Source organism: Streptosporangium sp. NPDC002607 (assembly GCF_053592655.1).
This window is the reverse complement of record NZ_JBSFWD010000015.1, coordinates 82,145-94,849: the sequence shown is the minus strand read 5'-3', so window position 1 is coordinate 94,849 and position 12,705 is coordinate 82,145. Positions and strand designations below refer to the sequence as shown.

Genomic DNA, 12,705 nt, shown 5'->3' with positions numbered 1-12,705 from the left:
CCGTCGCGGGGCGCCGTCGCGGGGCGCCGTCACCGGCCCTGATCCGATCGGCCCGGGTCCGGCGAGCCGCCGGTTCGGGCCGTCAGCCGGGGCCGTTGCCGTTGGAGGTCGGCGCGGTCGTGGCGTCGCTCTCGGGTCTCACCGAGACCATGAGGGTCACCTGCGCGGACTCGTCGTCCTCGGCGGTGCCGGTTTCGACGTGCCGGCAGGAGGTGAGCCTCCTGGTGGTGCCCAGGGACTCCACCATCGCCCGGAACGTCGGGCACGGCCAGCGCCACATGCAGCTGCGGCAGCGCAGGATCGGATGTGCCGTGTCGCTGGTGATGCCGCCCGCGTCACGGGGCTGGTGCAGGTCGAGCAGCCTGACGCCGAGCGTGGCGAAGTCGAGGAGCTCTTCGCGTGCCCCTTCGAGGAAGTCGAGGTCCTCGGTCGACAGGCTGGTTCTGATCGGGACGTGTCCCTCGTGGTTCACCAGGCTCCGCAGTGAACTCGCCGCATCGCGCCACGAGGTGGCCTTGTCGGTACGAGTGATCATGGACTCCAGGTGTTCCCGGAGCCGCTGCCGCTGGAGATCCTCGGGTAGATCGGTGTTCATGGATGCGTTCGAGCCCGTTTCCTGTAACTCAACGGCTGTCACTGCCGTAGCGCAGCGATGATCGGGAGTGTCGGGTCTTCTCCCTTTTCCGGCCAAGCCGGTGTTGCGCAGTGTCAAGCTTCGCGCACTCCGGGTTTCCATGAGGCCGAAACGGGGGACAAAGGGCGGACGACTCGGGTTGTTCAAGAGAGCGTGACCGGTGGCTCTCGCGCCGCTAGTGTGCCCGCTGTGGAGCTAAAAGTCTCAACTCGATCTCATGCCGGGCACACCGTCGTGACCATCGTTGGCGAAATCGACCTATACACCGCACCTCGCCTGCAGGCCGAGTTCACCCGGCTGCTCGGGCAGAGCCAGACCATGCTCGTGGTCCTCGACATGTCCGCCGTGGAGTTCTGTGACTCCACCGGCATGAACGTGCTGCTCTCCGCGCTCAAGCGGCTGCGCGAGCGCGGCGGCACACTGGAGGTGGCGGCGCCCCGGCCCGCCGTACGCAAGATCCTTCAGGTCACGGGCCTAGACTCGGTCTTCGTCGTGCACGAGACCCTGCCGGAGAAGCTGATGACCTCCGAATCCCAGGGATGACCCGCTCCCCACGGCCGAAGCCCGGGGTTTCCACGCTGGAGGTGTTCGATGACCGGTACGGCGGCGATCATTCCCGCCAAGAACGAGGATGATCGGATCGGGGCGACCGTGGCCGCGGCCCTGGCGCTCCCCGGCGTCGATCTCGTCATGGTCGTCGACGACGGCTCGACCGACCAGACGGGGCGGGTGGCCAAGGTGGCCGGGGCCCACGTCGTGCGGCACAGCCACAACCGGGGCAAGGCCGCCGCGATGGAGAGCGGTGCCGAGGCCGTCCGCCTGCTCGACGACGAGGAGCCCCGGCACCTGCTGTTCCTCGACGCCGACCTGGGGGAGACCGCCAGTACCGCCGCGCCGCTGATCGAGCCGGTCGCGGCGGGCGAGGTCGACATGACGATCGCCGTCTTCGCCACCCGGGTGAAGCTCGGCGGCCACGGGTTCGTCGTGAAGCTCGCCCGTGAGGGCGTCGAGCGTGCCACCGGCTGGACGCCCGTCCAGCCGCTCAACGGCCAGCGCTGCCTGACCCGGGCGGCCTTCGAAGCCGCCCGGCCACTGGCCCACGGCTTCGGCGTGGAGACCGGTCTCACGATCGATCTGCTCAGAAAGGGCTTTCGGGTACGCGAGGTCCAGGTGGAGATGGCCCACCGGGCCACCGGCACCGACTGGCGGGCCCAGCTCCATCGGGCCAGGCAGTTCCGCGACGTCGCCCGCGCCCTCCTGGTCCGCCGCTGAGCCTGGCGGCATTCACCCGGCCGAGCGGCTCCTCGCGGGTCCGGCGAGGACTCGCGGCCTCCATATCTGTGATGTCTTTGCAGGTCAGAGGCCATGTGAGAGTCGGCGGTGCGGGTAGTCGTCGTGGGTCGGCCGAGGTCACACGCGGGATGCGGGGACGGCCGGGGCCACCGGGAGAACAGGTCGCCCGCCGCTCCTCGCGGTGCCGTCCGGTCCGCCGCTGCCGCACCGGGCACCTGTGGGATGTGCTGGAATCTGCGGGTGAGCTTGGAGGCGTCGGTCGGCGACAAGAGGCGGAGCCCCTTCGGCGGCATGCCGCGGAGGCTCGACATCGCCGCGTTCGGGGCCATGGGGCTCTCGGTGGCGGTCACGGTCCTGATCGGGCTGCTGGGGCCCTCCGCCATGGTCCCGAGGCTGCCCGGGCCGTCCTGGCAGCCGCCGTACTCGCTGGACGTTCCGGTGAGTGCCCATCTGGTCATCGCCATGGGCGCCGCCGCGATCGTCCTGGGCGGGCTCGGGCTCGCCGCCGCGCTCAGGTCCCGGTGGAGGCCGGAGGCGCGATGGCTGCTCATGGCGGGCTGCGCCACCGCGGGGCTGCTCGCCTTCCTGCCGCCCTCGGGCTCGGCCGACCATCTCAACTACGCCGCGTACGGTCGGCTGGTCACGCTCGGCCAGGACCCCTACGCGGTCACCCCCGCCCTGCTGCCCCACGATCCGGTCACCGGCGCGGTGGAGGAGTGGGCCGGGGTGACCAGTGTCTACGGCCCGGTGGCCACCGCGGTACAGGCGCTGGCGAGCCTCGTGGGCGGCGACTCGGTCCGGCTGACGGTCTTCGTGATGGCCGCGGTCAACGCCGCGGCGTTCATCGGTACCGCGCTGCTGCTGCACCGTTTCGCCAGGGGGGACGAGGAACTGCGCGGGCGGGCGGCACTGCTCTGGGCGGCCAACCCGCTGATGATCTACCACCTGGGCGCGGGGATGCACATCGACACCCTCGCCATCGCCTGCATGGTCGCCGCGCTCACGGTTCGCGGGGCCGCCTCCGGGCTGCTGCTCGGGGTGGGCATCGGGGTCAAGCTCAACGCCGGGCTCGTCGCCCTCGGTCCGGCGTGGGAGCTGCGCCGCTCGCCGGGCAGGCTCGCCGTGGTGGCGGGGACCGCGACGGCCACCGTAGTGGCGATCTACGCCGTCGCCGGGCCGCACGTGCTCGACCAGGTGAGCGCCGCCAGCAGGAAGGTCTCCCTCGCCACGCCCTGGCAGCTCGTCAAGGTGGGGCTCCAGTCGCTCTTCGGGCCGGGCGCGTACTCGGCCTGGATCCAGATCGGCTCCCTGCTGCTGATGGTCTGCCTGGCCTGGCTGCTGCTGCGGGCACTGCCCGCGGAGACCGCGCCCGGCGACACCGCGCCCGCGGTCGCCGCGGTGATGGTGGTCGCCTGGCTGTTCGCCGCGCCGTACGCGCTGCCCTGGTACGACGGGCTGGCCTTCGCGCTGCTGGCCATGGCGTCCTGGCCCGTGCTGGAGGGCTTCATGGTCGCCAGGGTCGTCGCGCTGTCGCTGGGCTACCTGCCGGCCAGGGAGGCGCTGCGCCCCGAGGACCTGCTCTGGATGAAGACCCTGCTCAGGGAGCGGGTGGTGCCGTGGACGCTGCTGGCACTGACGATCGCCCTGGTGTGCTGGGCGGCGAGAGCGCCAGGGCGCGCACGGAGGCGGCGAGCGTCAGTGGAACCGCGACCGTGAGCGCCATCGCCGGGATCGCGATGCCCGAGTCGTTCATCAGGAAGCCGATCAGCGCGCAGGCCAGCGCGCCGATCAGCCCGGCGCGCAGCGCGGGCGAGAGCGCGTAGGTACGGCCCAGGACCGAGGCCCCCCATCGCGAGGGGCGGTCGAGCACCAGGAACAGGAACGCCAGCGCGACCAGCGTGAGCAGGGACAGTGACCAGTTGCCGACCGTGACCCCGATCATCGCGCCGAACTTGCGGCCGACCACGGTCCATGCCTCCCCGTCCAGCACCTGCTGGACGAAGGCGCCCAGGTGGGTGCGCTGGTCGGCGGGCCTGCGCCAGTCGGCGACCGCGATGATGCCGATCAGCAGGACACCCGCCAGACCGGCCAGGCCCAGCTTGACCGGTGAGACCCGCCCGCCGGCCAGCAGGATCACGAGGATGGCGACCCCCACCAGGAACGCCGGGACCCCGCCGAAGTCGGCGCCCCACGCGGGCCAGCCGTCGGCGAACACCGCCAGCCCCCCGTACGTCACGCACACCGCGAGCGCGAGCCCGCGCCGGCCGCGTGAGATCAGCCACTGGGCCGTCCCGGCCAGGGCCAGGATCGTACCGGCGGAGTAGACGGCGAAGGCGATGTTGCTGAAACCGTAGAAGCGCCCGCCGGTCACCGGCTCGTAGCCGGTGACCGCGTTCACCTGGAGCACCGAGCCGGTCATCACGTCGGCCAGCAGCGCCATCGAGGTGATGGCGGCGACCACGGTCAGCGGGCCCAGCGGGTGCGTCCGCCACGGCCCGGCGAACGCCACCCCCGTGATCACGCAGGCGAATCCGAGGATCGTCACGATCACCGCGGCCATCGGGGCGGGCAGGCTCCACCAGGGGACGAGTTGCGCCAGGAAGGTGGAGACCGCGATCGCCCCGCTGACCACGGCGACGACCTGGACGGCGGTCAGGGCTCGGGAGCCGCCCCAGCCCCGCCGGATCGCGACGGCTGCCAGCAGGTAGAACAGGATCTGCACCGCCACGAACACCGCGAAGAACGGTCCTCGCACCTCACGCAGCACCTGGCTCGCCAGGTCGTCGTCCGCCAGCTTCCGCACGGTCGCCGCGACCGGCTCCCCGCTCGGCTCCTGGCCCTGCCAGGCGCGGCCGACGACCCCGTTCGGGGCCCGCAGGCCCAGCAGGTCGATCGCGGTGGCGGTCAGGTCGGTGTTGGCGACCAGGCCGTCCTGGCGGGTGGAGGTGGCGGTGAGGTAGCCGCGCGGGTACGGCTCACCGCCGGGAGACGGGCCCCGGGCGATCGCCACGTGCAGGTGCGGCGCGATCGAGGTGTCGGCCAGGCCGCCGAGCAGGACCGTGGTCCCGCTTCCGGGTGTCTTTCCGGCTTCCGGAGTCTGCGCGGTTCCGGGGGCCCGGGTGGTTTCGGAGGTCGGCGTGGGGGGCGTCGCCGGAGCGGTGGCGGCCGCGCGTGGCGGGGGCAGGCGGTCGAGGACCGCGCCCACCACGCGGTCGGCTCTGGCCACGGCCTCCCGCCTGGTCTGAGCGGTCATCGAGACCGGGACGCCGTCCGGGGTGAGGCCGCCGCCGATCCAGGCCCTGGCCAGGTCGTCGGCCTCCACCACGATCAGCCCGTACGGGGACAGCTCGCCGAGTTCCTCGATGTTCGCCGCGTATTTCGCGATTTTTCCTGATGTGTCGGCGGCGGCGAGCGCGGCCCCCGGCCCGATGGCGGCCACCTTCAGGCCCGCTCCGGCCGCGAGCCGGCCCAGCTGCCCGAGCACCGGCCGGTAGGAGGTGGTGGCGTTGAAAGCGGACAGCTCGTCCCATCCGGGCACGCTCGCCCCGCCGTCGGAGGTGGCCTCCGGCGTGCGCGGCAGCGCGCAGCCCGCGCCCGGGGCACCCGCCCGCTGGCCCGCGGAGATCGTCAGCCAGCCCGCCACCGGGCAGGTGATCCCCCGGTCCGGCGGCGGAACCGCCCGGGTGGACATGGAGGCGGACCCGCCCTCGCCCGCGAGCCTCCACAGGTTCGGGGTCCGCTCCGGGTCCAGGTCACTCCACTCCAGCCCCGGCACCCCGATGACCACGACCCGCTCGGGAAGCGCCCTCGCCACCGAGGCGCTCGCCGTACCGGCCCCAAGGGCTCCCAGGAGCCCGCAGACCCCGGCCAGCAGCAGGGACATGGTGATCAGCACGGTCCTGGAGAACCCCGCTGGCCGATTCTTTTTCGAGCCGTGTGACCCGCGTGTTCCGTACCGGATGACGACCTCGGCGGGCGGAGTCCCGGCGGGCAGGGGGCGCGTCGGCCGCGCGGGCCGCCCCGGCCGTGTCGCGGCGCCGGGCGTCCCGGTGGCGGCCGGGCGCGCGAGCCCGCGACCGCGCGGTGTCGAAGCCATCCGTTCCCCTGTCCGTATCCGTCGGGCGGCCGTTTCCCCGGCCCCACGGTAGCCTGCCTGGTCGTGAGGACTGGCGAGGTGACCACGGCCGGACGGCGCACGTGGACGTGGCTGACGTGGTTGAGGTGGCTACCTTGGCTGCCCGCGCTGCTGCTGGTCGCCGCGGCGGTGGCCCCGCTGGTGCTCTACTGGCTGGGCAATGTGGACGACCAGCGCCTGGTCGACCTGGATGTGTACCGTACCGGCGGGGAGGCGGTGCTGGAGGGCCGGTCCGTCTACGGGTTCGTCACCCCGGCGCCGCAGTTGCTGCCGTTCACCTACCCGCCGGTGGCCGCCCTGCTGGCCACCCCGCTGGCGGCGATGTCGTGGCCGGCGGCGCAGTGGGCGTGGACGGCGCTGATCTTCCTGACCCTGGCGGTCACCGTCGGGCTTTCCTTCCGCGCCCTGCTCACCGGGACGGGCACCCAGGGCGCGGTGCCGGCCTCGCCGGTGGTCGTTCCCGGTACGCCCGCCGGAGACCTGGCACGGGCGGATGCGCGTACCCGGCCCCATGGGGCGGGCTGGGCGGGCGGTCTGAAGAGACTGCGCGGGATGGACCGGCTGTGGGCGCCGCTGCTGTTCGCCGTCCTGATGATCGCGTGCACCTACCTGATGCCGATCAGGGACCAGGTCCGCTTCGGCCAGGTGGACATCCTGCTCGTCGCGCTCTGCCTGGTCGACTGCGTGGCCAGGCGACCGGTGTGGCCGCGCGGCATGCTGATCGGCCTGGCCACCGCGGTCAAGCTCACCCCCGGCGTCTTCCTGATCTACCTGCTCATCACCGGTTTCGGCCCCGGGGCGAGACGGGAGCAGCGCGACACCTTCCTCATCGCCGCGCTCACCGCCGCGCTGCTGACCCTGCTGCCGTTCGTGGTGATCCCGGCGGACGCCGCCGACTTCTGGTTCCGCGCGCTGCTCGACCCCGAGCGGCTCGGTGCCAACGCCGCGACCACCAACCAGTCGATGCGCGGCATGCTCATCCGGCTCTACCTGCCCGACGTGCTGACGAGCCTGCTCTGGGTGGCGCTGGTCGCGGTGGTCGCCTGGTACGGCTTCCGCCACGCTCGCCGGGCGCTGCTCGACGGGCACCCGGTGGCCGGGGTCGCCCTGGTCGGGCTGATGGCGGTGTTGCTCTCCCCGGTCGCCTGGATCCACCACCTGGCCTGGGTGGTCGTGGTGCTCGGGGCGCTGGCCGGCGACGGGCGCGACCCGGTCAGGGTCCGGGTGGCCGCCGGGGTCTGGCTCTACTACGTGCTGCCGATCCCCTGGTGGGGGGTGACGATCAAGGCGGCGGAGATCCCGGTGCTCAGCCCCGTGCTCGGCAAGATCGTGCAGAACGGGTTCGGGCTGGGCGCGCTTTTCCTGGTCTGGCTGCTGGGGGTGTGGCTGCCCAGACGGAGAGCGGCATTCCAGGCACTCCGCTGATACGGGGTGATCCGTGGTGTGAAATGACCAAATTTGATGTGACTTGTAGGGTGAAGCAGCTTAATGCGGAGCGACCTCGGATGGTCTTGGGGAGGACCAAGCGGCCCGGAGGTGCGACCTTGGGCACATTTTTCGACAGTCGCCGGATAACCTGAGGTCATGCCGAAATTCGCTTACCTGGGACCGGAGGGAACCTTCACCGAAGAGGCCCTGCGCATCCTGGCGCCGGAGGCCGAGCGTCTGCCGAGCCCGAACATCACCGCGGCCCTTGAGTCGGTCCGGCGTGGCGAGGCGGACGGAGCAGTCGTCCCGCTGGAGAACTCGCTCGAAGGCGCCATCACCACGACCCTTGACGAGCTCGCCCAGGGGGAGCCGCTGCTCATCACCGCGGAGCTGCTGCTGCCCGTCGAGTTCTCGCTTCTGGCGCGCCCCGGCACCGAGATGGGACACATCAAGAGGGTCTTCACCCACCCGGCGGCCATCACCCAGTGCCGCAACTTCACAGCCCGCGAGCTGCCCGACGCCGTGGTGGTCGCCGCCCCGTCGACGGCGGCGGCGGCGCAGGAGGTCGCGATCCCCGGCTCGCCGTACGACGCGGCCATCGCCGCGCGCATCGCCGGTGAGCACTACGGCCTCGTCCAGCTCGCGACCGGGATCGGCGACCGCACCGACACCGTGACCCGGTTCGTCCGGGTGACCCGTCCCGGCCCGCTGCCCGAGCCGACCGGTGCCGATCGCACCTCCCTGGTGGTCTTCCTGGCCGACGACCATCCGGGCGCGCTGCTGGAGATGCTGACCGAGTTCTCCGTCCGCGGCGTCAACCTGTCCCGTATCGAGTCGCGGCCCACCGGCGACGGCATCGGCCGTTATTTCTTCCACTTCGACTTCGAGGGCCACGTCGCCGACGCCCGGGTCGGCGAGGCGATCTCCGGTCTGCACCGGATCTCCGCCAAGGTGCGCTTCCTGGGCAGCTACCCGCGCGCCGACGCCTTCGCACCGCAGATCAAGCGCGGTACGAACAACGACGACTTCGCCGAGGCCGCCGCCTGGCTCGACAGGATCCGTACCGGCCAGAGCTGATCGTCGGCCGGTACGGAGCAAACCGGGCGCGGACGCGAGCCGTACCTCGGTAGCCTGTGACTGTGATTGACCTGCGTACCCTTCGTGAGGATCCGGACCGGCTACGGGCGTCGCAGCGTGCCCGCGGTGAGGACGACTCTGTCGTCGACACGCTGCTCGACCTTGATGAGCGCCGACGTGGTGCGCTGAGCCGTTTCGAGACGCTCCGCGCCGAGCAGAAGACCGTCGGCAAGTCGGTCTCCCGCGCCTCGGGGGAGGAGAAGGCGAGCCTGCTGGAGCGGGCGAAGGATCTCTCCTCGCAGGTCAAGTCGGCCGAGGCCGAGGCGGAGAAGCTCGCCGCCGAGCTCGATGAGCTGATCTACACGGTGCCCAACCTGGTGGAGGAGGGCGCTCCGGAGGGCGGCGAGGACGACTACGTCGTCCTGGAGGAGATCGGCGAGAAGCCGTCCTTCGACTTCGAGCCCAGAGACCACCTGGAGCTCGGCGAGCTGCTCGGCGCCATCGACATGGAGCGCGGCGCGAAGGTGTCGGGCTCGCGGTTCTTCTTCCTGCGGGGCGTCGGCGCGCGGCTCCAGCTCGGGCTGCTCAACATGGCCATGCAGCAGGCGATCGAGGTGGGCTTCGTCCCGATGATCACGCCCGTGCTGGTCAAGCCGGAGTCGATGAAGGGCACCGGCTTCCTCGGCGCCCACGCCGGCGAGGTCTACCACCTGCCCGGCGACGACCTGTTCCTGGTCGGCACGAGCGAGGTGCCGATGGCGGCCTACCACGGTGACGAGATCCTGGACGGCTCCGCGCTGCCGTACCGCTACGCGGGATGGTCCTCGTGCTTCCGCCGCGAGGCCGGCTCGTACGGCAAGGACACCCGGGGCATCATCCGGGTCCACCAGTTCGACAAGGTGGAGATGTTCTCCTATGTCCGGCCGGAGGAGGCGCACGCCGAGCACCTGCGCCTGCTCGACTGGGAGAAGGAGATGCTGGCCAAGGTCGAGCTGCCCTACCGGGTGATCGACACCGCGGCCGGAGACCTGGGCACCTCGGCCGCCCGGAAGTTCGACTGCGAGGCGTGGGTGCCGAGCCAGGGCCGCTACCGCGAGCTCACCTCGACCTCCAACTGCACCGACTTCCAGGCCCGCCGCCTCGGGGTGCGTTTCCGTGACTCCGGTGGCAAGCCCCAGCACGTGGCCACCCTGAACGGCACGCTGGCCACCACCCGCTGGATCGTCGCGATCCTGGAGAACCACCAGCAGGCCGACGGCTCCGTCGTGCTGCCCAAGGCCCTGCGCCCGTACGTCGGCCTCGACGTGCTCGAACCCGTCAGGTAGCCGTCTTCGAAGGCCCCGTCGTAGGTGCGGCGGGGTCTTCACGCGTTCATGTCGCAGACCGCCCCGCGGCCCTCCAGCCGACCAGGGCGGTCAGTCCGTGAGACAGCGCTGCACCGTGGGGCCGAGCCAGTCGACGATCTCCTCGCGGGACATGGCGACTACCGACGGCATGCACAGTACGGTCCGTGAGCAGGCAGGCATCGAGTTCGAGGGCGGGCAGTACGCGGAGTCGTTCAGCCTGGCCGACGTGCGGCTTACCGGCGGGGTGCCGGACGACGAGGTGGTCCTCTACTTCGCACCCGCCGGGCTGGTCGTGGTCGCACCGCTGCCCGACGGCACCCACCGGATCGTCTCCACGGTGGACGAGGCGCCCCGCGACCCCGACGTGGCCTTCGTCCAGGGGTTACTGGACAGCCGGGGCCCGCGAAGGGAGCGGGCGGTGGTCGGCGAGGTCGTCTGGGGGACGCGCTTCCGCGTCCACCACCGGGTGGCCCGCACCTTCCGTGCCGGGCGGGTCCCGCTCGCCGGCGACGCCGCGCACGTCCACAGTCCCGCAGGAGGGCAGGGAATGGACATCGGCGTCCCAGGAGCCACCGCCCTGGTCGAAGCCCTCACAATCGCTCTCAGCGGCGGGCAGGCGGATCTGGCCCGCTACACCGCCGACCGTCGCCCATCGCCTTCCAGGTCGTCGCCTTCGCCGGCCGGCTCTCCAGGCCGGCCAACGTGCACAGGAGCCTGCGGCTGATCAGGAACCTGGTCCTGCGGGCCTTGGCGATCAGCCCGGCCTTCCGCCGGGGTCTCGCCTGGCGGCTCTCGGGTCTTGTCCACCGGTGAGGCTCTCGCCTGCCGGCCGCCGACGAGGGCGGGGGCGGCGCGGGGGCCGGTGTTCGCGGGCGGAGGCGGTGGGGCCGCACAGGCGGCCACCCGGACGGCCGAATGATCGCCCGACCGCGAGTTGGGATGTCCCGGAAATGCGGAAGGCGGGGTTCGCCAGGAGCGAACCCCGCCTTCCGGTCAAACAGGTTCAACCAAGAGGTCTATGCGTCAGACGGCGCGGACCTGCGAGGCCTGCGGGCCCTTCTGGCCCTGGGTGATCTCGAACTCGACCCGCTGGCCGTCTTCGAGGCTACGGTAGCCGTTGCCCTGGATCTCGGAGAAGTGCACGAACACGTCCGGTGCACCGCCATCCGGTGCGATGAAGCCGAAGCCCTTTTCAGCGTTGAACCACTTGACGGTTCCCTGAGCCATTAAAGCTCTCCCTCAGGATTTGAAACTTTGGGATTCACACCTCATGAACCCCATGTGTCGTACAGCGGGCCCCGGGGTGGCTCAGTCAAACTGGTTTTCACAACGGGATTCAGCTAATACAACGCCATCACATCTAACACTATCCGGCGCATGCGTGTTCCCGCCATCAGGAAGATTCCTGGGACGGGATGCTGGGGGCCGACACCCCGGCCATCACAGTGCAGACTGGGACTTGTTATGCGAAGCCCCAGGCTGGTCGCCACCGACCTCGACGGCACCGCTCTGCGTTCGGACGGCACCGTCTCCCCCCGTACAGCCGCCGCTTTTGCGCTTGTGGAGAACGCCGGGGCGGCGCTGGTCTTCGTGACCGGCAGGCCGCCCCGCTGGATGCACACGGTCGCCGGAGCCGTGCGCCATCGCGGGCTGGCCATATGCGCCAACGGAGCCCTCGTCTACGACCTGCACACCGAACAGATCGTCAAATCCCACCTCATCCACCCGGACGTGCTTGAAGAGGTGGTGAGACGGCTCAGGGAAAAGGTTCCCGACCTCGCCTTCTCAGTGGAATACGAGGGTGGATTCGCCCACGAATCGGACTTCCGTCTCGGCGGGTGGGACAGCAGGGCGGTCGCCGGACTCCGGGTGGGGACGACCACGCTCACCTCGCGGCCCTGCGCCAAGCTGCTGGCACTCCACCCCACGATGGATCCCGACATTCTCCACGCGGCGGTCTGCGGGCTGGTCGGCGATCTGGTCACCCCCACTCACTCCAGCGGCCGGGCACTGATCGAGATGAGCGCGTACGGCGTCACGAAGGCCTCGGCGCTGGCCCATCTCGCCATGACGCGCGACATCGGGCCGCACGAAGTGATCGCCTTCGGTGACATGCCCAACGATCTTCCGATGCTCCGCTGGGCGGGCATCTCGTACGCCGTCGCCAACGCCCATCCGGAGGTGCTGGCCGCGGTCGATCACGTGACCGCGGCCAACAACGACGACGGGGTCGCCGGAGTCCTCGAACGGCTCTACAGCCCCTGACGGCCCTACAGGTAGGGGCCGGGGTTGGCGCCGTGACCCTCCTGCTGTTGCTGCTGGAGGGAGATGCCGCCGGGCAGGGCCCTGCGCATGTTCTCCAGCTGGGCGCGGGCCGCCATCTGCTGGGCGAAGAGTGTGGTCTGTATGCCGTGGAACAACCCCTCAAGCCAGCCGACCAACTGGGCGTGGGCGACCCGGAGCTCCGCGTCGCTCGGCGGGGCGCCGTTGACGTCCTCGGTGAACGGCAGCGACAGCCGTTCCAGCTCTTCGACCAGTTCCGGCGCCAGACCGTCCTCCAGCTCCTTGATGGAGCTCTGGTGGATCTCCTTGAGCCGTTTGCGGCTGGCCTCGTCCAGCGGAGCCGCCCGGACCTCCTCCAGGAGCTGACGGATCATGCTGCCGATACGCATCACCTTGGCGGGCTGCTCGACCAGGTCGGCGACCGATCGTCCCTCGGAGGTCTCATCTTCCTGAGAGCCATGGGGGCCCACGACAACGATGTGCGGAGTGCTCTCCTCAGCGTTCATAGT

13 protein-coding genes are annotated in these 12,705 nt (G+C 70.9%); 8 read left to right on the top strand and 5 right to left on the bottom strand.

Translation table 11 applies throughout. The features are described 5' to 3' along the window. Positions 1-82: 82 nt before the first annotated feature. Positions 83-595 (bottom strand): hypothetical protein, encoded by a 513-nt coding sequence (locus ACWD3H_RS19035; protein WP_451955889.1) that lies wholly within the window; start codon positions 593-595, stop codon positions 83-85. 228 nt (positions 596-823) lie between these two features. Between ACWD3H_RS19035 and ACWD3H_RS19030 the strand changes: the two genes are divergently transcribed. The 3 genes from ACWD3H_RS19030 to mptB all read left to right on the top strand — a co-directional run bounded on the left by ACWD3H_RS19030 (position 824) and on the right by mptB (position 3,643). Then, complete coding sequence (locus ACWD3H_RS19030) at positions 824-1,177, top strand: STAS domain-containing protein (RefSeq protein WP_350913998.1); 354 nt, start codon at positions 824-826, stop codon at positions 1,175-1,177. 48 nt (positions 1,178-1,225) lie between these two features. Next, complete coding sequence (locus ACWD3H_RS19025; protein ID WP_451955888.1) at positions 1,226-1,906, top strand: glycosyltransferase family 2 protein; 681 nt, start codon at positions 1,226-1,228, stop codon at positions 1,904-1,906. A gap of 261 nt (positions 1,907-2,167) precedes the next feature. Then, positions 2,168-3,643 carry a polyprenol phosphomannose-dependent alpha 1,6 mannosyltransferase MptB gene (mptB, locus tag ACWD3H_RS19020; protein ID WP_451955887.1) on the top strand — a complete coding sequence of 492 codons (1,476 nt, stop codon included), beginning with the start codon at positions 2,168-2,170 and terminating at the stop codon, positions 3,641-3,643. Here the strand turns inward: mptB and ACWD3H_RS19015 are convergent. Further along, positions 3,525-5,822 carry a hypothetical protein gene (locus tag ACWD3H_RS19015; RefSeq protein WP_451955886.1) on the bottom strand — a complete coding sequence of 766 codons (2,298 nt, stop codon included), beginning with the start codon at positions 5,820-5,822 and terminating at the stop codon, positions 3,525-3,527. The two genes, mptB and ACWD3H_RS19015, sit on opposite strands and share 119 nt — an antisense overlap. A gap of 264 nt (positions 5,823-6,086) precedes the next feature. On the opposite strand from ACWD3H_RS19015, the gene ACWD3H_RS19010 reads away from it, so the two are divergent. From ACWD3H_RS19010 to serS, 3 genes are all read left to right on the top strand, one after another. Further along, a complete protein-coding gene (locus ACWD3H_RS19010) occupies positions 6,087-7,487 on the top strand; it encodes a glycosyltransferase 87 family protein (RefSeq protein WP_451955885.1) in 1,401 nt (466 codons plus the stop codon). Between the two features lie 159 nt (positions 7,488-7,646). After that, complete coding sequence (gene pheA / locus ACWD3H_RS19005) at positions 7,647-8,567, top strand: prephenate dehydratase (protein ID WP_350959745.1); 921 nt, start codon at positions 7,647-7,649, stop codon at positions 8,565-8,567. A gap of 62 nt (positions 8,568-8,629) precedes the next feature. After that, the gene (serS, locus tag ACWD3H_RS19000; protein WP_451955884.1) at positions 8,630-9,892 is read left to right on the top strand and encodes a serine--tRNA ligase; all 1,263 of its coding nucleotides are present in this window, start codon (positions 8,630-8,632) and stop codon (positions 9,890-9,892) included. Between the two features lie 90 nt (positions 9,893-9,982). On the opposite strand, the gene ACWD3H_RS18995 is transcribed toward serS, so the two are convergent. Then, positions 9,983-10,045, bottom strand: coding sequence for a hypothetical protein (locus ACWD3H_RS18995; RefSeq protein WP_451955947.1), 63 nt, complete (start codon positions 10,043-10,045; stop codon positions 9,983-9,985). On the opposite strand from ACWD3H_RS18995, the gene ACWD3H_RS18990 reads away from it, so the two are divergent. After that, positions 10,044-10,637: an FAD-dependent monooxygenase gene (locus ACWD3H_RS18990; protein WP_451955951.1), complete on the top strand. Its 594-nt coding sequence runs from the start codon at positions 10,044-10,046 to the stop codon at positions 10,635-10,637. The two genes, ACWD3H_RS18995 and ACWD3H_RS18990, sit on opposite strands and share 2 nt — an antisense overlap. A gap of 299 nt (positions 10,638-10,936) precedes the next feature. Here the strand turns inward: ACWD3H_RS18990 and ACWD3H_RS18985 are convergent, their stop codons facing one another. Continuing rightward, positions 10,937-11,140, bottom strand: a complete 204-nt coding sequence (locus ACWD3H_RS18985; protein WP_012886943.1) for a cold-shock protein — start codon at positions 11,138-11,140, stop codon at positions 10,937-10,939. Positions 11,141-11,377: 237 nt separating this feature from the next. Between ACWD3H_RS18985 and ACWD3H_RS18980 the strand changes: the two genes are divergently transcribed. Next, positions 11,378-12,178, top strand: coding sequence for an HAD family hydrolase (locus ACWD3H_RS18980; protein ID WP_355560751.1), 801 nt, complete (start codon positions 11,378-11,380; stop codon positions 12,176-12,178). Between the two features lie 5 nt (positions 12,179-12,183). On the opposite strand, the gene ACWD3H_RS18975 is transcribed toward ACWD3H_RS18980, so the two are convergent. Then, positions 12,184-12,702 carry a bacterial proteasome activator family protein gene (locus ACWD3H_RS18975; protein ID WP_350914018.1) on the bottom strand — a complete coding sequence of 173 codons (519 nt, stop codon included), beginning with the start codon at positions 12,700-12,702 and terminating at the stop codon, positions 12,184-12,186. Positions 12,703-12,705: the final 3 nt, after the last annotated feature.